The organism is Lysinibacillus sphaericus OT4b.31, from assembly GCF_000392615.1.
GTDB lineage: Bacteria > Bacillota > Bacilli > Bacillales_A > Planococcaceae > Lysinibacillus > Lysinibacillus sphaericus_B.
Genome location: NZ_KB933404.1, coordinates 51651 through 74962, shown reverse-complemented (window position 1 = coordinate 74962; position 23312 = coordinate 51651). Strand labels below are relative to the sequence as shown.

Sequence of the window (23312 nt, the reverse complement as noted above, 5' to 3'; positions counted from 1 at the left end):
GTGACGACTTTTTTTCTAGTTAGACACGGTGAAACAGAATGGAATCAAGAACATCGATTACAGGGATGGCTTGATTCCCCCTTGTCGGAAAAGGGCATTTTACATGCTAAAAAGCTTGGGGAACAATTAAAAGATATTCAATTTGTTGCCGCCTATAGTAGTTCTAGCGGTCGTGCTAAAGAAACATTGAGTTATTTAATAGCAGATCGAGCGCTCCCTTGTTACTTTGAGGATGATTTACGTGAGATTTTTTTAGGCAACTGGCAAGGAAAGACGATAGAGGATATCCTAGTCACTTATCGTTTCGACTATGAGCTGTATACTGACTATCCTGCACAATTCATCGCAACCCATACCGAAAGTTTTGGCGCGGTAACGGAACGAGCAATGTATACGCTTAAAAATATTGCGGAAAAGTATCCATACGAAAATGTGTTAATTGTGTCACATGGTGTGACCATAAAATGCATCATCAATGCAATTTTAGAGCGCAGTATACATCAGCTTTGGGCAACACCTATTATTGAGGGGACAAGTGTGACCATTATTGAACGACTTGATGAACAATGGGTGGTAAAAGATATTGGCAATACCAAACATTTTCAATAGGGAGGCGATTCCATTGTCACTTACGTTTATAACAGGTGGAGTACGTAGTGGTAAATCACATTTTGCTGAAAAAGCTGCTATTCGTCACTATCAAAATGAGTCGTTGATCGCCAAACGGCTCATTTATATAGCTTCTGGGCTAGCGTTGGATAGCGAAATGGACAAACGTATTTTGCGGCATCAGGCAGATCGACAGGCGCAAGCTATTGTATGGCACACTCTGGAAGCACCTTATCACATTGAGCTCGCTTTCAATGAGCTATGTGATGGAGATGTCGTGCTTTGGGACTGTGTAACAACATGGCTAACAAATGCATTTTATGAGGGTTTTGACATAGGCACATCGTGTGTGGAAAAGCCTGGCTGCTTAGAAAAAAAGCTGCAATCCTTGAAGGAAGCAGTGCTGACGTTACTTGAGCAGCAGGTAACGCTTTTTGTTGTTTCAAATGAACTATTTGATGAACCTCCGTACACAAGTGATGAGGTCGAATTGTATCGAAAAATGCTAGGGGAATTACATCAATGGTTTGTTTCTGTCGCAAATGAGGCATACGAAATAAACTATGGTATCGTAAAAAAATGGAAATGATGAAGTAGCTTTTTACTTGTAAATAGGGGTTATTTGAATAAAAAAGAAAGAAGGCAAGGCGATGAAAAATATATGGCATAGCATACTGCTCGCATTTCAATTTTTTACAGTTTTGCCTGTACATAAAGAAATTCCGTTATCTAAAGGGACGATTACAGGGATGTTTGCCTTTTTGCCATGGGTAGGGGCCCTCATGGGAACAGTGGTGGCGGCAACTATTTATAGTTTAACGCAGTGGACGGCTAGTAGTGATGTGCTACTCGCCTTCGTCGTTGTCGGATTATTCGCGTTATTCACTGGTGGACTACATTTAGACGGTTTTATTGATATGGGGGATGCTTATTTTTCGTATCGAGACCGTGACAAGCGGCTTGAAATTCTAGATGATCCACGCGTTGGGGCGTTTGGAGTACTGTCAGTGCTATTTTTAATTCTTGGAAAAATGGTTGTGCTCTATGAACTATTTGCGCAGGAAAAGCTAACGCTGTGGATGCTCGTTTTTATACCATTATTGACACGAGTGGGTATGAGCTTTTACTTCATGTCTCTGAACTGTTCTAAAGAAAAAGGCCTTGCCTATTTCTTCAAAAAGCAAATGGAGCAAGGTGTACTAACAGTTGTAATGTTTATAACACTAGTCATTGCGCTTAGTGGGGTTTTCTATGTGACAGGTTTGTCAATTGTCCCACTTATACTTATAATCGTATTGGCTGTTGCATTTGTGTTGTTTCGGCAGTTTACATTACGAAATTTTGGTGGTGTATCGGGTGATTTACTAGGTGCATCAATTGAAGGAATGGAGGTCGTGCTATGGGTGACGTTGTTACTGTGCGCTTAATGCGACATGCGCCCACAAAGGAAAATTTGGAGAAACGCTATATTGGCTGGACAGATTCGCCTTTGGCAGATCCTTCGGTAATTCCTAGTGTAGATACAGCTTTACACAAAGTATATGGCAGTGATTTGCTACGTTGTAGAGAAACAGCCGCACGTTATTTTCCTCAAGCCAGCTATATTTCGGATGCACGCTTTCGTGAGTCTAATTTTGGAGACTTTGAAGGAAAAACCTATGACGAATTAAAGTCAGATAGTTGTTATTGTGCATGGTTAGATGATCCTATTAAAACGATTCCGCCCAACGGGGAAGGCTTTGATGTATTTTGTGCACGTGTCATTGAAGGCTTCAAAGCGTTGCCAAAAGAGGCGGTGGATACTGTACTTGTTGTGCACGGAGGAGTAATTCGTGCGCTGCTTGTGGCCTTTGCCCCCATAGAAAAGCCTTTTTGGTCGTACAATGTACCACATGACCGAATGTATACTTTAAGGTTTTCGCGTGCTGCTTGGAAGGAGGGAGCGCGATGTATGTCTTTATCGGAGGAGCCTATAACGGCAAAACCAACTATGTGATGCGAAAGCTTGAAGGTCAGAAGGTTGCAGTCATGGATGGGGAATTACCAGAATTTGCTCCTAGTTGTGATGTACTCGTTTTAAAAAATTTAGAAACATGGCTTGTGACACAAAATATAGAAGAGGATGACATCGTTGTCGCTCACCTGTTGACACGACTAAAAATTCTTGAAGAAAATTGCACTCTGTATATAATTGTGACCGATATGGGGCGCGGCGTTGTGCCGATGGAAAAGCAGGCACGATTACTACGTGATACATGTGGACGTTTGTACCAGGCGTTGTTTACTGAAGCTGAGCGAGTTGTTCGTATTTGGTACGGCATCGGAGAACATATCAAATGATTTCGGGAGTATTTGTCACTTGCTATTTATAATAAAGCATTTGGAGAATTACCTGGAAGCATCTCAAAAGATAACAGAAAAGAGGAAATGGAATGGATCGACAAAAATTAATGAGCCTGTCGTTAACTGCGATGGTTGCGGCTATCTGTGCAGTTGGGGCAGTCATTAAAATCCCGTCGTTTGTATCAACGGCGGCACTGGACGCAGCACCTGCATTTTTAAGTGTTGTGTTTCTATCGCCTGTCCTAGCAGGTGTAGCGGGTTTAGTAGGGCATTTTATTACAGCTTTAACGTCTGGCTTTCCGCTCGGCCCTCTGCATATTATTATAGCAGTCGAAATGTTTATTGTAGTATGGGTGTTCGGCGTTATGCATAAAAAGGGCCTCCATTTTTGGAAATGGCCAGTAGCACTTTTATTAAATGGTATCGTCTCACCAATACCATTTTACTTCATTATTAGCCCAGCGTTTTACTGGAGCGCATTAGCAAGTATTTTCATGGCAACAGTTATTAACTTAGTAATCGTCGCTGTGGTAATGCCGATACTTTCAAAAGTGTTCATACGTAAAGAAGGGCGAGCTCAGTGAGAAATGCAGTGAAAATTGGGGAGCTGATTGTCACAACTGATAATGCCGCGGCAATTGGTGAGAAACCACAAGATGTTGTGTCAGCATCAGATAATCTAACGGCATACTTTACAGCACGTGTCACTTTTTTAGAACAGCTTGCGGCGAATGCGCTACCTGTGCATATTATACTTGCTAATTTTTCGGGGGATGCTGCTTGGTCTCGCTATGTCACGGGAATTGAGCAAGTGTTTGACGAAATTGGTCTTGCTTGCCCACAAATTGGGGGTAGCTCAGAATCCAATATGCCAACTTTACAATCAGCTTTATCCTTAACAATGCTTGGTGTACAGCAAAGTCGTACGAAGTTTGAGCATGACAAGCTTATTTGGTACACATACGGCCTTCCGCTTGTTGGAAATGAAGTGCTTGCTCAGCCTGACGATGTAGCGCAACTTCGGCCTATTTTTAATGCTTGGCGCGATGACATTGTGCAGCAGGTTTGGCCGGTAGGGTCAAAAGGTCTGCAAGTAGAATTCACCCGACTATTTGTTGATCAGCGTGTAACAAGTTCTTTGGATGTTGAGAAAACAGCAGGACCATGTGCCGTCATTTTACTAGGTGTACATCCCGAAAAAGAGCATCTCGCACAAAAAATTTTCACAAGAAATTTTGAGAAACTACGTAGAACTGCATGGTTATAGGGCTTGCTTCCAGCAATAATTTAGATTTATAATAGGCAAAGTTCAAAACGCCTATTGCAACAAGAAACACAATATGTTAGATTTGTTTAGGAGTTAAAACACAATATATAGTATTTGGACGAGCGGTACCATTTTGGTTTAAAAGGGAATTCGGAACAAGAGCAATCTTAAGCCGAAGCTGTCCCCGCAACTGTAAGTGCTGACAAACGATTAAAATGCCACTGTGAAAAACGGGAAGGCCATTGTTTGGAGGAAGCACGAGCCAGGAGACCTGCCGATTTGTTCAAGACAGCAACACATTCTTCGGGGATTGAGAAGTGGAGGCGAGAGATTTGTCCACTTTGATGTGTACATGTCCTTCATTTCCATTTCCGATTTACAGCGATCCCGCAACAGATACATGTTGTGTGATCGCTTTTTGTGTTGTCTGAGGGTAGAAAGGGAGAGAATATGTAAATGACAATTCAAATCGAACAGCAAATTGCTAAGTTACAAAAAAGTTACACGGAGGATGAACTAGATAGTTTTGTAAGGTTATCGGATCGATGGCTACGAAAAAACGAAAATGCCACGTTTGAAGCATGGGCGGATGCGATGATTTTACAAACGCTAAGTCTGATTGACGAAGAAGAGCCCTTCTGGACATTTGTTGCTGCGCAAATTTATTTAGAGAAGTTATACGATCAATTCGCCATGCGTCGCGGAGTTGCTGTGAAAGATGTTTACAAGGTATTTCCAGCACAACTTGCAAGATATACGGAGGCTGGACTCTATCATCAATGTTTAACAACAAAGTATAGTGAGCAAGAGCTAATTGAACTAGCGTCCTATTTAGAACAAAGCCGAGATGAGCTGTTTACGTACATTGGGTTAAAAACATTAATGGATCGTTATGTGGTACGTGATTATACGAAGACGCCAGTGGAGTTACCACAGGAGCGATGGATGGTCATTGCGATGACGCTTATGCAAGATGAAACTGAAAATCGCTTAGAAAAGGTACGTGAATCCTACTGGGCAATGAGTAATTTATATATGACGGTTGCCACACCGACTTTATCTAATGCGGGGAAAACACATGGACAACTTTCTAGCTGCTTTATCGATACGGTAGATGATAGCTTGCAAAGTATTTATGATACGAATACAGATGTCGCAACATTATCGAAATATGGTGGTGGTATTGGTGTTTATATGGGCAAAATCCGTAGTCGTGGCTCATCCATTAAAGGATTTAAAGGGGCTTCAAGTGGCGTGTTGCCATGGATTAAACAGCTCAATAATACAGCTGTGTCAGTAGATCAGTTAGGACAACGACAAGGCGCCATTGCGGTGTATTTAGATATTTGGCATAAGGATGTCTTTACGTTTTTAGATTTGCGCTTGAATAACGGAGATGAGCGACTGCGTGCCCATGATATTTTCACAGGGCTTTGCTTACCTGATTTATTTATGGAGGCAGTGGAGGCACGAGAGGATTGGCATTTATTTGATCCACATGAAGTACGTGAAGTAATGGGCTTCTCTTTAGAAGATTTCTATGATGAGAAGAAAGGCGAAGGCTCGTTCCGAGAGAAATATGCGGCATGTATGGCCAATCCGCTACTAAGTCGAGAAGTTGTACAGGCAATTGATATCATGAAGCGCATTATGCGTTCTCAGCTGGAAACAGGTGTGCCTTTCATGTTTTACCGCGATGAAGTAAATCGTATGAATCCAAATAAGCATGAGGGTATGATTTATAGTTCAAATCTGTGTACAGAAATTTTCCAAAATATGTCGGCCACTGAATTTGAGTCGATTACTTTAGAGGATGATGTCATCGTCACTCGCCGTAAGCCAGGAGATTTCGTGGTATGTAATTTATCTTCGGTGAATTTAGGGAAAGCTGTACCAGCTAATGTGTTAGAACGCTTGATTCCAATTCAAGTACGTATGCTCGATAATGTAATCGCTTTAAATACAATTCCAGTTAAACAGGCAGAGCGTACGAATGCACGTTACCGTGGCATTGGGCTCGGTACATTTGGCTGGCATCATTTACTTGCTTTAAAGGAAATTCAATGGGAATCAGATGAGGCAGTAGATTATGCGGACAAGCTTTATGAGGAAATTGCCTATTTAACGATTCGCGCATCAAACGACTTGGCACGTGAAAAAGGAGCCTATCCATTGTTTGAAGGATCGGACTGGCAAACGGGAGCGTACTTTGAGAAACGTGGCTATAGCAGTGACAAGTGGCATGCGTTACGTGCAGATGTTGCAACAACGGGTATGCGTAATGGCTATGTGATGGCGGTTGCACCAAATTCATCGACATCTATTTTAGCTGGTAGTACCGCAACGATTGATCCTATTTTCCAAAAGAGTTACTCTGAGGAGAAAAAGGACTACAAAATCCCGGTAACAGTACCTGATTTATCGCCAGTGACGACTTGGTATTACAAATCTGCCTATTTTATTGACCAAAATTGGACCATTAAGCAAAATGCAGCGCGTGCGCGTCATATTGACCAAGGGATTTCACTTAATTTATATGTTCAAAATACAATTAAAGCGAAGGATCTACTTGCATTGCATTTAAATGCTTGGGCAAGTGGTGTGAAAACAACCTATTATGTGCGCTCGACATCAGTAGAGTTGCTAGAATGTGAGTCTTGTGCAAGCTAGGAGGAATAACAAATGACGACAATTACGAAACGACAAATTATGGATAAAGAAGCACCCAACCGTTCGACAGCGATTGTTAACGGGCGTTCTTCTAACATTTTAAACTGGGATGATGTGCGCTTTAATTGGGCGTACCCAAAATATAAAAAAATGCTAGGTAACTTTTGGACACCATTCGAAATTAATATGAGCAATGATGTCAAACAATTTCCTGGGTTGTCAGCGGATGAGCAGGAATCATTCCTGAAAATTATCGGTTTACTTGCTCTATTAGACAGCGTCCAAACGGATTTTGCTGGTAAAGTAGCAGATTATCTAACAGACTCTAGTCTCAATGCCCTTATGATTATTTTAGCGCAGCAAGAAGTTATTCATAATCATTCCTATTCTTATGTTCTTTCAAGTATTGTGAATAAAGATGAACAGGACCGTACATTTGACTTTTGGCGCACAGAGCCAGTACTAGAGCGCCGAAATGATTTTGTCATCAAAGGTTATCAAGCCTTCTCTGAAGAACCAACCGTTGAAAATATGCTAGAAGCGATTGTCTATGATGTGATTTTAGAAGGCCTCTTTTTCTATTCAGGCTTTGCATTCTTCTATCATTTAGCACGCAATCAAAAAATGGTCGCTTCATCAACGATGATTAATTATATTAATCGCGATGAGCAGCTCCACGTCGATCTTTTCGTGAAAATCTATCAAGAATTATTAGAGGAATATCCTGAATACGATACGCCAGAAAGAGCAGCACGTGTGCAAGATATCTTCCGCGAGGCGGTGCAACTTGAAATCGACTGGGCGAATGATGTAATTGGTGATAAAATCGAGGGTCTTGATGTTGAAGATGTCCATGACTACGTACATTTCTATGCCAATGTACGCTGCAATCAGCTAGGCGTGGATCGCCCATTCGAAGGTTATCGCAAAAATCCATTGAAATGGATAAAGGCTTACGAGGATGTTGACTTAGGTAAAACAGATTTCTTTGAACAACGTTCACGCCAATATGTGAAGGTAAATGTAGAAGATAACGGCTTCGATGATTTGTAACAAAGCACCACGTGGGCGAAAGCTCGCGTGGTTTTTTCATGACTTCAGTGCAGGGAGAGGAAAGAAAAGCTCGGGTCAGCTGTGGAAGCGCTCGGGTTAACCCAAGAACTACTCAGCTCAGCATCGCACAAGCAAATAACTTACCGCGCTCTGCCTCAAAAATTTATTAGGAATGCTTATAGTGTCACGAAAAAACTTTCGCAATTGGGAATGATTTTCAGTTATAATTAACAACGAATGGATATAAGGAACGGAGCCGAAAGAATGCAAGTAGTTAAACAATTAGGGCAGTTTTTGGCGCCCTATAAATTTTTTACGCTGATTGCACCGCTATTAATGGTGCTTGAGGTGACAATGGATTTAATTCAGCCGACGATCATGCAACATATGATTGATACTGGTATTGCCAATGGCGACAATCCGTATGTGCTAAAGATGTTCGTATGGATGATTTTAAGTGCAATATTAGGGCTTGTAGGGGGGATAGGTTGTTCCTACTATAGCTCAAAGGCGGCGATCAACTTTGCATCGGATGTACGAGAAAAGCTGTATGAAACGATGATTACCTATTCAGCTAAAGAACGGGATGAGTTCACGACTGGTAAACTGATTACAATTTTAACGAGTGATGTGGAAAGCGTGCAGCGTGCATTTATGATGACGTTACGTATTTTTGTGCGCGGACCACTATTGTTTATTGGTGCGGTTGTGATTGTTTTTGTGACAGCTCGCGAGCTTTTTTCAATTTTACTTGTCATTGTGCCAATTTTAATCGTTGCCATGTATTTTTTCACAAGATATTCAGGCGTGTTATATCGCAAAGTGCAAGAGGCCATTGATGGCGTTAACACAAAGCTTCAAGAGAATTTAGCGGGAATTCGTGTGGTCAAGGCTTTTCGTCGTGAGCAACAGCAAGTTGAGCAGTTCGGCGTGCTGAATGATACGCTTACAAAGCGCTTTATTACAGCAGAGCAAATTGTTGGTGTACTTGTGCCGTTTACGATGTTCATTGTCAACCTGGGAATTATAGCGGCACTATGGCTTGGGGCTATAAAAGTCGAAGCAGGCACGTTGCAAGTAGGAGTCATCCTTGCATTTATCAACTATTTGACAATCATTTTAAATGGACTTATGTCATCTAGTATGGTGCTTATGCAAATTGCACGGGCACTTCCATCTGGCGAGCGCATTGTGGAAGTACTGAACATGGATGTAGCTGTGAAGGAAGCAGAAGATGCACGCAATATACACTTTCAAGGGACTATCGATTTCAAAAATGTTAGCTACCGTTATTATGAGACAGCAGAGGATGTACTGAAACACATCACGTTTTCTGTGAAGGCTGGGCAAACAGTTGGCATTATCGGTAAAACGGGTAGTGGTAAATCAACATTAGTGAAGTTACTACCGCGTCTTTTTGACCCGACAAGTGGGCAAATACTAGTAGATGGTCATCCGTTAAAAAATTATGCTTTGTCAACTTTACGTGAACAGATTGGTTTTACCTCACAAAAAGCATTGCTCTTTTCAGGGGCAATTGAAAAAAATATACGTCTAGGCAAAGAGGAAGCGACTCCAGATGAGTTGCAGTTCGCACTCCATGCTGCTTGTGCGTCCGAGTTTGTGGACAAACTTGAAAAAGGTATGGGACACGAACTTTCCCAAGGAGCGACGAACCTATCCGGCGGGCAAAAACAACGACTAGCGTTGACGCGTGCGTTCGTGCGACAGCCGTCCATTTTAGTACTAGATGATACAACATCTGCCCTCGATAGTGCCTCTGAAAAACATGTACAACAGGCGATTAACGACAATTTTCGAGACACAACAACATTTATAGTGGCGTCTAAGATTGCCTCCATTCAACAAGCGGATGTAATTTTAGTGTTGGAGGATGGCGAAATTGTCGGTCAAGGCACACATCAGCAATTGTTACAGGAAAACGAACCCTATCAAGCGATTTACGCTTCGCAACAAAAGGCTGGTGAACACCAATGACTCAAAGTCAACCAAAGCAAATGAATTTTGGACGTGGGCCACGTATAGGTGGCCCAGCTGAAAAAGCAGCCAATCAAAAAACAACAATATTACGTGTATGGCAATATCTTAAACAGCAAAAAATCGGGCTGTTTTTCTCAATATTTTTCGTCATTGCCTCAACGATATTAAGCTTAGCTGGGCCATATCTTATCGGTCATATCGTAGATGAATATATTATGAAAATGGACATTAAGGGTACGATTCGCCTTGGTATTGTGCTCGCAGTTATTTTTACTGTAGCGTCTATTTTTACATGGTTACAAACGTATGTCATGATTCATGTGGCCATGAAAACCATTCGTACATTACGTCTTGAGCTCTTTAAAAAGCTTCAATCTTTAACACTAAAATTTTTCGATCAACGTGCCCTCGGTGATTTAATGAGCCGTGTGACCAATGATATCGATAATTTAAACACAGCGCTGGCACAAAGTGTAACGCAAATCGTCTCATCAATTTTAACCGTAATTGGCGTTAGCATTGCCATGTTCTCACTTAGCTGGCAGCTAGCGATTGTAACCCTTATTATTATTCCGCTTATCGTTTTTACAACGAAACAAATTGTTAAACGCAGTGGGAAAAATTATGCGGCACGTCAGCGTGATTTAGGGAATCTCAACGGGTATATCGAGGAAATGATTACAGGAGCCGAAGTTGTAACACTTTTCGGCAAAGAGCAGCAGACAATTGAATCATTCCAACAACAAAACGAGCAACTACGCAATTCAGCTCAGCGTGCGGAAATTACATCAGGGTTGCTTGGTCCAATCAATAACTTTATGAATAACTTAGGGTTGGCTGTCGTCATAGGAACAGGAGCATTTTTGGCGGTGAAAGGACTTGTTTCAGTCGGAATTATCGCAGCATTTGTGACGTACACACGTCAATTTTTCCGTCCGCTCAATCAGCTATCGAATTTACTGAATACACTTCAGTCAGCCATTGCAGGTGCAGAACGTGTTTTTGAAATTTTAGATGAACCGTCAGAAGTGGCTGACAAAAAGAATGCACTTGAATGTGAGCGGTTAACGGGCGATGTAACATTCAGGCAAGTATCGTTTAGCTACATGCCGGAAAAACCAGTTTTGAAAAACATTAGCTTCGATGCCAAGGCTGGAGAGACAATTGCACTTGTTGGTCCGACGGGATCAGGGAAAACGACGATGATTAATTTGCTCACTCGTTTTTATGATGTTGATTCAGGTGAAATCGTAATTGATGGCCATAATATCGAGGATTACAAATTGGCGACAATTCGTCAAAGAGTGGGTGTCGTGTTACAGGATACGTATTTATTTTCTGGTACAATTCGGGAAAATATTCGTTTTGGCAAGCTGGACGCTACAGATGCAGAGGTTGAGGAAGCGGCGAAAATTGCCAATGCCCATAACTTTATTAAGTATTTACCAGCTCAATACGATTCGCCTGTCCAAGCAGGGGGAGCAAATTTGAGTCAGGGGCAACGTCAGTTACTGGCCATTGCACGTGCAATTTTAGAAAATGCCGATATTCTTATTTTAGATGAGGCGACATCTAGTGTTGATACACAAACAGAAGTAGATATTCAAAAAGGACTTCAACATTTAATGCAAGGGCGCACAAGCTTTGTCATCGCACACCGTTTGAAAACCATTGAAAATGCGGACCAAATTCTTGTCATTCAACAGGGCGAAATTGTCGAACAGGGAAACCATCAACAGCTGATGCAAAAACAAGGGATATACAGTAACTTACAACAAAAATTACTGCTAGAGAGTGTAGAATTATGAGTTGCAAAATAGTCCTGAATTTAAGCTGAACTTTTACTATGCATTTGATTGTTCACTGAAAGATCATATATAGAAAAACCGTTTATAGAACGCGCATAAGTGCAAAAGAACAATCATTTATCAAAATTTGATGAGTGGTTGTTTTTATTTGCAAACTTCTTACATTTGGAACTCGTCTAATGGTTGAAAAGGAGGAGCATACGTGGATGAATTAAGGTGCGTTTACTATAGGACTCGCACTAAGTGTGTGGCGGAGAAAAAGTTTATATGTGGAAACCTATGATCACTTAGACGATTCTATATAAAACAAATTAGAATTCTTAAGTTTATAGGAGCGTATCTAGCACCTAAGTAATATAATGCCTGGTGAACCCAATGATTCAGGAACATCAAGGAAGCTGACACGATTTCGATGTTAGCTTTTTCTGTTTCATGTAAAATAAGAATTGTTGTGAACGACGATTTCAGCAAATACATAAAAATTAATTAGAAATTTATTTTTCTTGTTTATCCTTTCGTTATAAGTTGAAAGGAGAATTCTATGAAAAAAATATTCAAAGTAGTAAAGAAAATGACAATGTGGTTTTTAGCGGTTATCCTGCTCGGGATAGTATCCATATTTAGTTATCATCACTATCAATTAGCTAAGGAATCTGCACTAATTAAAGGTAAGGGGTCAATTGTTAAGATGCATGACAACAATCTGAATGTCTATAACGAGGGTGATGGCGAAGACACTTATGTATTTATGGCTGGCTCCGGTATTGCAGCCCCTGTATATGAAATGAAAGGGCTGTATAGCAAGTTTTCAAAGGAAAATAAGATTGCCGTCATGGAAAGAGCTGGGTATGGCTACAGTGATGTGTTTAACGACGACAGGGATATCGATACAATTTTAGAGCAAACAAGGGAAGCGCTTATACAAAGTGGAAATAAACCTCCGTACATTTTAATGCCACATTCGCTATCAGGTATGGAAGCAATTTACTGGGCGCAAAAATATCCACAAGAAATAAAGGGAATTATTGCTATAGATATTGGTTTACCAGAGCAGTACGTAACGCATAAAATGAGTCTAGTTGATTCATTGACTGTGAGAACAATCAATATGTTAACAAAAGTTGGTTTGCATCGACTCGTTCCTTCAACCACGTATAATCCTGAAGTGATGAAGCAATCTTTTTTAACGGAAGAGGAAAAAGATATATATAAAGCGCTGTCTTTTAAACAATTTCTTAATAATGACATGAAGGAAGAGTTATTGCATGCTTACGAAAATGGTCAGAAATCAATAAATCTTCCAATGCCTAAAGAAACACCGATTTTATTTATTGATGCCATTGCTGAACAATATAAAAATTCGAAATACACTAAACAAAAAAGCAAAGATTATCAAGATTTTGCCGAACAATTAGACATGGCTGAAGTCAAAGAAATTAGTGGCACACATAGTATTTATTTGTATAAGCCTGATGAGATATATGATCTTAGCAAAGCATTTATCAAGACAAAAATTGAAAAAAATGAAGGGCTGATGTGATGAAGGGTTATAATATTTTAATTATTGAAGATGACTTAATGATTGGCGATTTGTTGCAAAAAATTTTGCAGCGTGAAGACTATCATGTATGTTGGAAAACGGATGGACAAGAGGTACTGACAATCATTCCACAGATGGATTTAGTCATCATGGATGTGATGCTACCAGGTGAGGATGGCTATCAACTAACAAAGAAAATCAAAAAACTAGGATTAAATATTCCTATCATTTTTCTATCTGCACGCAATGATATGGATAGCAAACTTCAAGGGTTAACTGTTGGAGAGGACTATATGACGAAGCCATTTGATCCAAGAGAGCTACTACTAAGAATGCAAAAAATGTTAGAACAACAGTATGGGACGTTTTCGCAAATTAAACATCTTCATATTGATGCAGACGGTAGAAAAGTATTTAATAGTAATCTCCATAACGAAATTGCTTTCACGGCAATTGAACGTAAAATTTTCTTTTATTTATTTGAAAACAAGGATAGAGTGTTAACGAAAGATCATTTCTTTGACTATTTATGGCCACTTGAAGATAGAAATCAAAATATCGTCAACGTCCACATAAAGAAAATACGCACTAAAATTAATGATACATCAGGTGAAATTCTTCAAAATATTTATGGAGAAGGGTATAGATTAAATACTTATATAAAAAAATGAAATTAACAACAAAATACCAGTTATTATTATTTTCAGCGATCATTAGTGTGCCATTAGTCTTATTAGTGATCAGCATAGTGATGTCAATCATTTATGATTTGGCGTTTAAGACAAAGAATCAGGGCATTCCTTTTCATGAGTCATTTGCCTATCCGTCAATGCTAATCGTATTTTTCTTATCGCTCCTGATGTTAGCCTTTTTATTTTCGAAATCGATTAACTCGTTACTTACTAAAATAAATATATTAAATAAAACTATCCGTAATCTAGCAAGTAATGAAAACATTCCAAATACGTTGGCTGTTCGAAGCGAAGATGAAATAGGACAACTCATAAAGTCAGTCAATATTTTGATTGAACGCACAACGTATCGAGAGTTGGAGCTTAAACAACAGCAAGAGTTGCAAAAGGAATTGTTAAATAAGCTAAGACATGATATCAATACACCTTTAACAGCGATCAGATTACAATTATATTATCTTGAAGATACCTACAAGGATCAGCCTGAATTAACACAATCATTGTACAAACAAATTCAATATATTGCTGATTTAACTAATGAATTTAATGTGCAATCTATGGATACGTTAGAGAATTCTTATATTGTCAATGATGAAGTGAATCTCCATCATTTATTGGGGACCATGTTGAAAAAATGGAGTTACTTATATAGTATTCATGACATTGAATTAGTCTATCAGCCACTCGATACAGATTTAGTATGGATGAGTAATGATTTGTGGATACAAAGGTTATTTGACAATGTTTTTCAAAACACCTTGAAACATTCACATGCTACAAAACTTGAGATAAGCATTGAAAATGGCATGGTCTGTATGAAAGATAATGGCATTGGCTTTGATCGTAATAGAATAAATACAGGATTAGGGTTAAAAATAATTGAGGATATTTCAAGTACGCTTCATATCAAATATACTTTACAGTCGAATGAAGGAGGCACAACATCTTGCTTTAGCTGGGAAATTGTCTGATAAAATTAAAAAGTTTGGTGATAAACTTCAAAAATTGTCCGATAAATTTCGGTAGTAGAGCGATAATTTTGTCAAAAAGTTCACAGGCACTGTTAAAAGCCCATTTGATGTAACGTTGATCAAATGGGCATCATACAAATCATAAACCTTCGTTAGCTGGCTCCAGAATAGATTCAATGACGTTTTTCAGTTGCATAATTTTAGGGTCATTACTTTCGTTCTTTTTGTAAATGAACACGGTTTTGATCATATTTTCTAACTGTTGTAATTTGTAATAATGTATTTCTGAATAATGATAAAGGTCAATCAGCTTTGTATTTAACACAGCAATGGTATTATCCATTTGCAGAAAATCTAGAATACTACTAACGGATTTTATTTCTTTCATATTAAATGGAATTTGTTTGTTTTTTAACCATTCAACGACTGCACGTGTATACATACAACCTTTACTCAATACTAACAGCGTAAGTGTGGGACGTTCATTAAAATGAATAATATGTCGATTGTTAGAAATCACCTCGAATGTTTCAGTAGCTATGATGTCATAGTTAAGGTCCGGATAGATTTTAATCGGTTTACTAGTTAGTGCACAATTCATTTCAGCGTTGTGTACTTTTTCATTCAAGGAATTACTAGATTCTACGGTGAAATCAACATCTAGTGCAATGTTCTTTGTATGCAAGATATTGGCGATAGATGCACCGTAAATCTTGATTGTTGTATGGGATGCGCCACAGCTCACCTTCGTTTTCATTTCTTGTGAACTAATGGCTTGTAAAAATTCCTCATATTCCTGTGTAATAAGCTGGAGAAAGTTCCTATATTGAATACCGACCTCAGAAATTTTTAAGCCCTGAGGTGTACGTTTGAAAATGGCTTGGCCGATTTCTGCCTCCATTTTTTTCACTTTAGATGTAAGGGCAGATTGCGTATAGTTAGTGATTTCAGCAGATTTACTTAAATTTTGACGTTGTAATAGTTCAATTTTTAATGCAATTTCTTCGATGTTCATATCGTATGTCACACACCCTATTAAAATTTTTGATGGGTTCTATCATTTTCCTCCATTTTACGCGTTGTCGTATCCAGCGTAAACTCTAGATAACTTAAAATTATACTGAACAAATAAATCGGTATAGTGCAGAGATATTGGAGGAGCTTGAATGAATACCTATTATAGATGGTTCATCGTATTGGTGGCTACACTTTCTCAAACAGCAGCAACTTTTGTGACATATGGGATGGGACCAATCGCTACATTTTATCAAATCGAATGGAATTTATCTTCACTACAAACAGGATTCATCGTTTCAGCTGTGAATATTGGACCGATGTTTTCCATGCTAGTATTTGGTCATTTAATGGATAAAAAAGGAGAAAAACAAATAATTGGCTGGGGGTCTATTTTATTAGGGCTCTCTGCATTAACACTTGTGATGGTAAATCATTATTCGGTTTTGTTATTGTTATTATTAGTGGTAGGAATCTGGTACGGAAGTGCTCAAACTGGGGGCAGTACGGCCATCGTCAAATGGTTTCCCGACAAACATCGAGGGCTAGCTATGGGTATCCGACAAACTGGAATTCCAATCGGAGGGGCCTTGGCATCGGTCATCCTCACTTATACGTATAATCATTTTGAGTTGTCAGCCGTACATATTGTGCAAGGCTTCGTAGCTATAGCTGGAGGTATTCTTTTCTTATTAGCGTATCAAGAACCAAAAGAAACCGTAGTGTCAGTATCTAAATCCGTATCTTTTAAAGAAAAAATGATAACTATTAAAAATAATAAAGTGCTTTACCCCATATATATCGTAGGCATCACGATGATGTCATTACAGATGATACTCATTGCTCATTTTATGAGTTATTTGCATCAAGAAGGCAGATATTCATTAAGCGATGCAGGGATGTATTTAAGCTTAATATTAATAGGCGGTATGATAGGAAGAGTAGTCATTGCATGGGTGAGTGATCAATTCTTTGAGCACAATAGAGAAAAGCTTTTGTTCATAGTGATGGTTTGTACAGTTGCTTTTACCATAATGATGCCATTGGTTATGCAAAAGGAAATTATAATGCTCTTATTTTGTTTCCTCTTAGGCTTCGTAGCAATCGGCTGGTATTCATTGTTTATAGCTTGTGTTACAGAGCAATCCAATCCAGGTTATGTAGGTTTAACAGTGAGTGCTGCTTTAACTTTAAATCAAATTTTTATCGTTATTGCGCCAACTTTTTACGGTTTCATGGTAAATGTATTGCATAGCTATCAGGTAGCGTTGAATATTGTAGCTATCGCCGTAGCATTAGGTGCAGTGAATTTATATAGAACGACAAAAAGTACAAATAAAAAAGCTTAGTTATGGATGCCATCTAGGATAATCTTGAGGTTTTGGAACAAAATGCTTAAAATGTGTTAAAATGACCATTAATCTGAAAAAGCATAATGCTGCTAACGGAGGAATCTATGATGGAGTACAAAGAAAATAAAAGTTCAATTTCGATTGATGTAAGTCTTGAGAAGGTCTGGCATGCCATTACGGATGCGGAGCTGCTAACGAAGTGGTATGCGCCAGGTTCAACATGGGAAATCCCTCGTTTAGAAGCAGGTGAACAGATTATTTTTACGTTAATGCCGAATAGTCATAATCAGTTGACTGAAAAGTTACCGATGACCTTAACGATAGAAAATGTAAGTATTCATCAGCAATTTTCATTTTACTTAGACATTCCTGAAACGTTAATAGCCATCTCATTGGCAGATGACATGGGAAAAACAACTGTAACATTCAACACGAGCGGTTATGAGGCATCACTCGCAAATTTAAAGGCTTTGTTGGAGGGAAATGAAATCCCTTTTGTGTAATGGAAAATCGATTCATTGTTCATCGGCCTCACTACAACAATGATTCTTCGGAAATGACCATTAAAGCTGTTAATCACTCCATTCTTTATAAACCATTAGAAATCTTTGCCTATCCAGACAGATGAAAACAGCTACTTTCACTGAACCCCAAATCGTGAACACTTCAAAAGTGATCTGATTTGAGGTTCAATTTTTTTGTTAGATTGCATATCAATGAAGTGATGCATAGGGAGAAAATCGTTTAATGATTACTTTCTACGTCTTAGGTCTTAGATGAAGTTAAAGCGGAGGGTCGTTTTTATAAATTTAAGATTTCGATAAAATGGATTTATTGGAATATTATATATATGGAGGGAATTAATTTGAAGAAATTTATTGGTATTGGTTTAGTTATGAGTGCTTCATTGCTTGTTCTATCAGGGTGTAATTCATTCATTCCAGGTAAAAACAAAGAAGAAGCAATCTTCGTTGAAAAGGATAAGGCTGAGAAGTTAGATGTGGAATTAAATCTGGGAGTAGGGGAAATGACGGTTACAAAAGGAGCGAAGGACTGGGTAGAGGGGAGTGCCCAATATAACATAAAAAAATTGGCACCCAAAGTTAGCTATGATCTACATGGGCAAACAGGGGAAGTGGTTATAGAACATAAAGGCTCCACTAAACTTGGTATGTCGAACATAAAAAATGAATGGAATATAGAGCTAAATGACGACATTCCAATGAATCTTTCAGTTGATACAGGTGCATCCATGACAAACCTTGATTTACAAGGCTTGCAGCTCGGAAAATTAGATATTGAAACGGGTGTAGGCGATCTTTATATCAATTTAGGCGGAGATTGGAAAAAAAGCTTTGAAACGAGCATTGAAACTGGTGTTGGCCAAACAACGGTCACTTTACCATCGAAAGTCGGCGTAAAGCTTACAACTGAAAAAGGAATAGGGTCTTCGAGTGTGGAAGGGTTTATTTCAAAAGGTAAAGGTATTTATGTAAATGAAGCATATGAAAATGCTGATATCGTGCTGGAGGTACATTCAGAAATAGGCATTGGCGATGTTACCTTTAAATTAGATAAATAAAGTGAAACTCCACTTACTGACCGTTAAAGCGAGATAAAGTGAAGTTTAGTAGACTACTGTTAAAGCAGTAGTCTATTTTTCCGTTTCACAACTATAGGACAAAAAGAAAAAATGTTAAAGTGAAACCTTTTGCTTGTGTTAAAGACTCTAAGTATTGAAAGGAGGGGGAAACTAGCATGGAACATGATTTATCTATTGTGCATCAAGCGATTGCAGGAAACAAGGAAGCTTTTGAACAGCTCCTTCGTTTAGAGGAAGAAAAGTTATACTATACAGCACTTTCTTATGTAGGGCAAAAAGAGGATGCACTCGATGCTATTCAAGAAACAGCATGTAAGGCTTATTTAACTGTTAAACAGCTAAAGCATCCAGAATTTTTTTCTACATGGCTGTTTCGTATATTAATACATGAGTGTTATCGTTTGCTAAAAAAAGGGCAAAGAGTCGTTCCTTTTGAAGAAAGTGAACTATTAAAGCGGTTAAATCATCAGTCCAATGAAGTCGAGAACCCCATCGATCTATCGGAAGCCTTACAGCAGTTGAGCCACGACCATCAAATGGCACTTATTTTATATTATTATCATGATTTACCGATTAAACAAATTTCACAATTGATGGATAAGCCTTCGAGCACAATCAAAACGTATTTACATCGTGGAAAGAAACACTTAAAGCGAGAATTAGAAAGGAGTGCAACGTACAATGAAAAAGTCATTTAATCACAATAGTAGCCTTCCAGAATTCCCGAGAGACGAGGTACGAACAGCGATTACAAAAGGTATTCAACGAGCAGAGGAGCAAGCAAATATGAACAATGCACCATTACAAAAAAAACGAAAAAGTAAAAGAAAACCATTGGTATATGTGGCTAGTGCGGCAGCAGCGTTTGGGATTATGATCGGCTCAGCATATGTATCGCCAACATTTGCTAGTACTTTGGCACAACTGCCGATAGTGGGGTCCGTGTTTGGTGACTCTGGCTTACTTGGGCTAAAACAGGCTAGCGAAAAAGGTTTAACAAAAACGGTTGGCGAAAAGCAAACAATCAATGGTATTTCTGTAACTGTCGATGAAGTACTTTATGATGACACAAATATTACTGTTGGTTTTAAAATTGAATCGGACAAAGAATTAAGCAACGAGTACTTCGGTGCAGGCATGGATCTAATGATGAATGGGAAATTTCTTAGCGGATCGGGAAGCTATGGTGAAGAGAATATAAGCCCGACGGTTCGTACAGGTATTACCACTTATAATGTCACAGACAATATGCCAAGTTCTTTCGAATTGGGCTTGATTTTAGAAGGCAAAGAGGGCGAGAAATGGGAATTTTCAACACCTATTAAAAAGATTGTCGATATCACACATCTACCAGTGAATCATCAGCAGCAAGCGGAGGGTATTCAGCTTGATGTTTCAAGAGTATCATTTAGTCCTTCTGGTGTAGGCCTTTCATTTGAGGCATCTGAAACTGGAAATATTGATAATTCTCAACTAGGGGCTTCTTATATTGAATTCCGCATAACGGATCAATCTGGTAAGGAAATACCCTCACATTCAGGAGGCACAACAGGGCAATTTAATGACGGTGTTTGGGTCTTCAGTGGTAATAGAACCTTTGATCCAATTTCAGAAGATGTTTCAAAATTAATTATTACACCTTATTTAATGCTCCCTACAGGTGGGTCTGGTATGCAAGTTCAACCGAATGGGCAAGAAACGAAAATCCTATTTGATAAATCATCTCTGAAAGAGGTTAAATTCCAACCATTTACAGTCGAAGTACCATCCCAGGTTCATCATTAAATCGGAATAATATAACGTCAAATACAACATCCCGATAATCTTTAGTAGGGGCGAATTGTATTTGGCGTTTATTTTGTGTTAGTTTAAAAGAGGTAACTTTACACTAGAAGCGAGTGTTTTTGAAGGAGCGAAAGTATTGAAAACTTTTACATACACACAACCTGTGGCAATTGAATCAACAGAGGTTATTCATGTTTTAAATGGAGCGGGGGAAGTATCATCTACTGTTCAACGGATTTACACAAATGGACTAAAAAAAGCTTTTGATCGTACAATGGATTACCGATATTTCGTACGTTTTGATGCAAGCGATGTTGACGGACAGCCACTTTTCACATGTAAAAAAATGTCGCGTCGTGGTCGTGTACATTTTCGAGGAAAGGACTTTGTGACGGGAAAGGACTATATGATTGCCTATGATGGCTGGCAAATAATGATTCCAGATTTAATCATTACAGACGGCGAGCAAAAAATAACACTTAATAAAGAGATGGAGGACTGGTCAGTATTTTTACTGAATGAACAGCCAATTGCTCGCTGGCAAGCAGTTTTTCGGGATACGTATTTTGATATTACCCTTCAAATTGAAGAAACTAGCCCAATCCAGCAAGAAGCCTTTTTTATTGCCATTGGACAGGCTGTGTTATTTGTAGGTGCATGATAAATTGTAGATTTTGGGCGATAAATTATTGAAGTTGGGTGATAAATTTCGAAATTGTAGCGATAAATTCAAAAACATGTTCGATAACTAAAAAAAGCCCTCGTCTTTGAGGGCCTAAATGAATCTTTCTACTTACATATCTACAATTTCGTTTGCTAATTTTTGTCGACTGATCCAGTAACCTTGTAATGTAAAGACTACGAAGGTCGCTAGTAAAAAGACCACACTAGTAATCCCTAATGTGAAGAAATCATAAACCATTGGTGCGTCAACGTCAATAAAGGCAATCATCCTTGTTAAGAGCAGACCGAGGAATATACCAACAGTCAGACCATAAAGCACAAAGGACAGTACTTGCGTTAAAATCAACTTCATTAATCCATTTGGTGAAAGACCGATTAATCGCTGAATCGCATAATCTCCTCGTTTTGCATAGACAGAGTGAAGCAGAGTTTGTAATACCCCTAAACAACTAGCGGCTATTAGGATAACAAAAACACCAACAAATAGATTCCAACGCTGGTAGAACATGTAATTAGACTGTTCAATCATTGTCTCTTTATCGCTAAATTGAAGTGCTGGCCATCGCTCTTCTAAATAAGCAAGCTCAGTGAATGCCTGCTCCGTTTCACTTGCTTCCACCATAATGTCGGTAATGATTGTTTTATCAATGGATGTCAGGAAAGATGACCAATCCACCATTAAATCTGAAGTATTGATAGGAGCGGAGGTAATGCCTACAATTTCTAATTGACCGACTGGCATATCCTGCTGCGTAGCATTATCATAAGTACCCACCGTCAAGTTGTCACCAAGCGATAGTTGATGTTTTTTTGCAAAACTTTCCGTTATGATTAAACCATTTTTTAAATCATCTTCAATTGCATTTAATTTCCCTAATTGAACAAATTTCTTGACATCAATCGTTGTATAGTTATCTGATAGCCAATCATCTCCTATTTGAAGGGCTATATAAGCATTGTTACTTTCCATATATGCATAGGATACGCTCGGCAGCGATTCAATTTCATCGATCAAATCCTGTGTAATGGTTGGATCATTTAATTCATTTTTAATTTTCAACGATGTCTCATATTGAGAATTAATAAAGGCCAGTTCGTTGTGTTGAAGTGTTTTAAACAGGGAGCTACCGAATATTAAGATCACCATTAAACCTATGATGCTAAGCACTATTGGCATATTTTTGCGTACTTGAGGCATCAGTTGCTGACAAGCTAAATAAGCTTCTTTACCGAGTGCTGAACGAATTGGTTTCAATGAAATTTTTAATAGAGCAGTAAATAAATACGGCATCATGTAAAGTAAAATGCCACACACTAGTAAAGTTCCAATCAAAATCATCAGTGCACTTGGTCCGCTCTTATCAACTACCTGTGTATTGACAAATAAAAATAAGGCTATAATTCCAGTGCCACTTACGACAATCGTTTTCCATCTTTTCCATTGTAAGCCCTGGTCTTCGTTATCTGTTGCGATTTGCAAAGGCAATAGACTCGCGCTTTTTTGCACTTGCCATTTTGTTACAAATTGAAGCAATAAATAGCTGGCAACTGCGATAACGATGATGAGTACAAGAGGAAGTTCCGTTTTTGCACTTGGTAATTTCATGAAGCTGATGAGTTGTGGCAGCCATAATTTGATGACTAGTATACTGACAGACATACCGACCAATACGCCAAAACTTATAATAAGTGACAATTGCAATTGGACAATTCGTTTTACTTGATGGCTCGTTGCCCCAAGAGCCCGTAATACCATAAGTTGTTCTTTGATTTTGTAAAATAATAGCTGGAACGTAGACAGTAGCAAGACACTTGAAATGAGTAAAATGAATACAGAAAGCACAATCATAAAAATCATTAATGCTTGTAAATTTTCTTTATAAAAATCATAGTCACTCGCTACATCCACACGTAATGTTT

The 23312-nt window shown here is 38.7% G+C and carries 22 protein-coding genes and 1 riboswitch; of the genes, 20 read left to right on the top strand and 2 right to left on the bottom strand.

All coding sequences use genetic code 11. The features are described 5' to 3' along the window. The 14 genes from H131_RS19855 (at position 1) to H131_RS19790 (ending at position 14954) form a co-directional block, all read left to right on the top strand. On the top strand, positions 1–609 hold the full coding sequence (locus tag H131_RS19855) for a histidine phosphatase family protein (protein ID WP_010860912.1): 609 nt from the start codon (positions 1–3) through the stop codon (positions 607–609). Positions 610–622: 13 nt separating this feature from the next. Continuing rightward, positions 623–1198 (top strand): bifunctional adenosylcobinamide kinase/adenosylcobinamide-phosphate guanylyltransferase, encoded by a 576-nt coding sequence (locus tag H131_RS19850; protein WP_036132102.1) that lies wholly within the window; start codon positions 623–625, stop codon positions 1196–1198. A gap of 61 nt (positions 1199–1259) precedes the next feature. Beyond that, positions 1260–2036 (top strand): adenosylcobinamide-GDP ribazoletransferase, encoded by a 777-nt coding sequence (gene cobS, locus H131_RS19845; RefSeq protein WP_010860910.1) that lies wholly within the window; start codon positions 1260–1262, stop codon positions 2034–2036. After that, positions 2009–2605, top strand: a complete 597-nt coding sequence (locus tag H131_RS19840; RefSeq protein ID WP_010860909.1) for a histidine phosphatase family protein — start codon at positions 2009–2011, stop codon at positions 2603–2605. Before cobS ends, H131_RS19840 begins: the two co-directional genes overlap by 28 nt. Next, entirely contained in the window at positions 2557–2949 is a 393-nt protein-coding gene (locus tag H131_RS19835; protein ID WP_010860908.1) for a bifunctional adenosylcobinamide kinase/adenosylcobinamide-phosphate guanylyltransferase, read from the top strand. Before H131_RS19840 ends, H131_RS19835 begins: the two co-directional genes overlap by 49 nt. 92 nt (positions 2950–3041) lie before the next feature. After that, positions 3042–3536: an ECF transporter S component gene (locus tag H131_RS19830; RefSeq protein WP_010860907.1), complete on the top strand. Its 495-nt coding sequence runs from the start codon at positions 3042–3044 to the stop codon at positions 3534–3536. Further along, positions 3533–4219 carry a hypothetical protein gene (locus H131_RS19825; RefSeq protein ID WP_010860906.1) on the top strand — a complete coding sequence of 229 codons (687 nt, stop codon included), beginning with the start codon at positions 3533–3535 and terminating at the stop codon, positions 4217–4219. Before H131_RS19830 ends, H131_RS19825 begins: the two co-directional genes overlap by 4 nt. Positions 4220–4325: 106 nt before the next feature. Next, a riboswitch (cobalamin riboswitch) is annotated at positions 4326–4513 on the top strand. A 162-nt stretch (positions 4514–4675) separates the two neighbouring features. After that, entirely contained in the window at positions 4676–6889 is a 2214-nt protein-coding gene (locus H131_RS19820; RefSeq protein WP_010860905.1) for a ribonucleoside-diphosphate reductase subunit alpha, read from the top strand. 12 nt (positions 6890–6901) lie between these two features. Further along, a complete protein-coding gene (locus tag H131_RS19815; RefSeq protein WP_010860904.1) occupies positions 6902–7942 on the top strand; it encodes a ribonucleotide-diphosphate reductase subunit beta in 1041 nt (346 codons plus the stop codon). A 264-nt stretch (positions 7943–8206) separates the two neighbouring features. Beyond that, complete coding sequence (locus H131_RS19810; RefSeq protein ID WP_010860903.1) at positions 8207–9940, top strand: ABC transporter ATP-binding protein; 1734 nt, start codon at positions 8207–8209, stop codon at positions 9938–9940. Continuing rightward, complete coding sequence (locus tag H131_RS19805; protein ID WP_010860902.1) at positions 9937–11751, top strand: ABC transporter ATP-binding protein; 1815 nt, start codon at positions 9937–9939, stop codon at positions 11749–11751. Before H131_RS19810 ends, H131_RS19805 begins: the two co-directional genes overlap by 4 nt. A 541-nt stretch (positions 11752–12292) precedes the next feature. Then, positions 12293–13291, top strand: a complete 999-nt coding sequence (locus H131_RS19800; protein ID WP_010860901.1) for an alpha/beta hydrolase — start codon at positions 12293–12295, stop codon at positions 13289–13291. Beyond that, on the top strand, positions 13291–13962 hold the full coding sequence (locus H131_RS19795) for a response regulator transcription factor (protein ID WP_010860900.1): 672 nt from the start codon (positions 13291–13293) through the stop codon (positions 13960–13962). Before H131_RS19800 ends, H131_RS19795 begins: the two co-directional genes overlap by 1 nt. Beyond that, positions 13959–14954, top strand: coding sequence for a sensor histidine kinase (locus H131_RS19790; protein ID WP_010860899.1), 996 nt, complete (start codon positions 13959–13961; stop codon positions 14952–14954). Before H131_RS19795 ends, H131_RS19790 begins: the two co-directional genes overlap by 4 nt. Positions 14955–15093: 139 nt before the next feature. Here the strand turns inward: H131_RS19790 and H131_RS19785 are convergent, their stop codons facing one another. Continuing rightward, a complete protein-coding gene (locus tag H131_RS19785; RefSeq protein ID WP_010860898.1) occupies positions 15094–15969 on the bottom strand; it encodes a LysR family transcriptional regulator in 876 nt (291 codons plus the stop codon). A 151-nt stretch (positions 15970–16120) separates the two neighbouring features. On the opposite strand from H131_RS19785, the gene H131_RS19780 reads away from it, so the two are divergent. The 6 genes from H131_RS19780 to H131_RS19755 all read left to right on the top strand — a co-directional run bounded on the left by H131_RS19780 (position 16121) and on the right by H131_RS19755 (position 21369). After that, a complete protein-coding gene (locus H131_RS19780; protein WP_010860897.1) occupies positions 16121–17317 on the top strand; it encodes an MFS transporter in 1197 nt (398 codons plus the stop codon). Between the two features lie 110 nt (positions 17318–17427). Beyond that, complete coding sequence (locus H131_RS19775) at positions 17428–17823, top strand: SRPBCC family protein (RefSeq protein WP_010860896.1); 396 nt, start codon at positions 17428–17430, stop codon at positions 17821–17823. 362 nt (positions 17824–18185) lie between these two features. Beyond that, positions 18186–18902 (top strand): toast rack family protein, encoded by a 717-nt coding sequence (locus tag H131_RS19770; RefSeq protein WP_010860895.1) that lies wholly within the window; start codon positions 18186–18188, stop codon positions 18900–18902. Positions 18903–19078: 176 nt separating this feature from the next. Next, on the top strand, positions 19079–19621 hold the full coding sequence (locus tag H131_RS19765) for a sigma-70 family RNA polymerase sigma factor (RefSeq protein WP_010860894.1): 543 nt from the start codon (positions 19079–19081) through the stop codon (positions 19619–19621). Further along, positions 19605–20708 (top strand): DUF4179 domain-containing protein, encoded by a 1104-nt coding sequence (locus tag H131_RS19760; protein ID WP_010860893.1) that lies wholly within the window; start codon positions 19605–19607, stop codon positions 20706–20708. The genes H131_RS19765 and H131_RS19760 overlap by 17 nt, the downstream gene beginning before the upstream one ends. 136 nt (positions 20709–20844) lie before the next feature. Continuing rightward, positions 20845–21369, top strand: coding sequence for a tubby C-terminal domain-like protein (locus H131_RS19755; RefSeq protein WP_010860892.1), 525 nt, complete (start codon positions 20845–20847; stop codon positions 21367–21369). 132 nt (positions 21370–21501) lie between these two features. Here H131_RS19755 and H131_RS19750 read toward each other — a convergent pair whose 3' ends face one another. Continuing rightward, entirely contained in the window at positions 21502–23301 is a 1800-nt protein-coding gene (locus tag H131_RS19750) for an ABC transporter permease (RefSeq protein WP_036132098.1), read from the bottom strand. Between the last annotated feature and the right edge of the window lie 11 nt (positions 23302–23312).

Excerpts from the sequence above, each read along its gene's own strand:
- H131_RS19830 (WP_010860907.1), top strand. The coding sequence starts at position 3,042 with ATGGATCGACAAAAATTAATGAGCCTGTCGTTAACTGCGATGGTTGCG.
- H131_RS19815 (WP_010860904.1), top strand. The coding sequence starts at position 6,902 with ATGACGACAATTACGAAACGACAAATTATGGATAAAGAAGCACCCAAC.
- H131_RS19810 (WP_010860903.1), top strand. The coding sequence starts at position 8,207 with ATGCAAGTAGTTAAACAATTAGGGCAGTTTTTGGCGCCCTATAAATTT.
- H131_RS19805 (WP_010860902.1), top strand. The coding sequence starts at position 9,937 with ATGACTCAAAGTCAACCAAAGCAAATGAATTTTGGACGTGGGCCACGT.
- H131_RS19780 (WP_010860897.1), top strand. The coding sequence starts at position 16,121 with ATGAATACCTATTATAGATGGTTCATCGTATTGGTGGCTACACTTTCT.
- cobS (WP_010860910.1), top strand. The coding sequence starts at position 1,260 with ATGAAAAATATATGGCATAGCATACTGCTCGCATTTCAATTTTTTACA.
- H131_RS19785 (WP_010860898.1), bottom strand. The coding sequence starts at position 15,969 with ATGAACATCGAAGAAATTGCATTAAAAATTGAACTATTACAACGTCAA.
- H131_RS19760 (WP_010860893.1), top strand. The coding sequence starts at position 19,605 with ATGAAAAAGTCATTTAATCACAATAGTAGCCTTCCAGAATTCCCGAGA.
- H131_RS19835 (WP_010860908.1), top strand. The coding sequence starts at position 2,557 with ATGTATGTCTTTATCGGAGGAGCCTATAACGGCAAAACCAACTATGTG.
- H131_RS19765 (WP_010860894.1), top strand. The coding sequence starts at position 19,079 with ATGGAACATGATTTATCTATTGTGCATCAAGCGATTGCAGGAAACAAG.
- H131_RS19800 (WP_010860901.1), top strand. The coding sequence starts at position 12,293 with ATGAAAAAAATATTCAAAGTAGTAAAGAAAATGACAATGTGGTTTTTA.
- H131_RS19790 (WP_010860899.1), top strand. The coding sequence starts at position 13,959 with ATGAAATTAACAACAAAATACCAGTTATTATTATTTTCAGCGATCATT.
- H131_RS19775 (WP_010860896.1), top strand. The coding sequence starts at position 17,428 with ATGGAGTACAAAGAAAATAAAAGTTCAATTTCGATTGATGTAAGTCTT.
- H131_RS19820 (WP_010860905.1), top strand. The coding sequence starts at position 4,676 with ATGACAATTCAAATCGAACAGCAAATTGCTAAGTTACAAAAAAGTTAC.
- H131_RS19840 (WP_010860909.1), top strand. The coding sequence starts at position 2,009 with ATGGGTGACGTTGTTACTGTGCGCTTAATGCGACATGCGCCCACAAAG.
- H131_RS19795 (WP_010860900.1), top strand. The coding sequence starts at position 13,291 with ATGAAGGGTTATAATATTTTAATTATTGAAGATGACTTAATGATTGGC.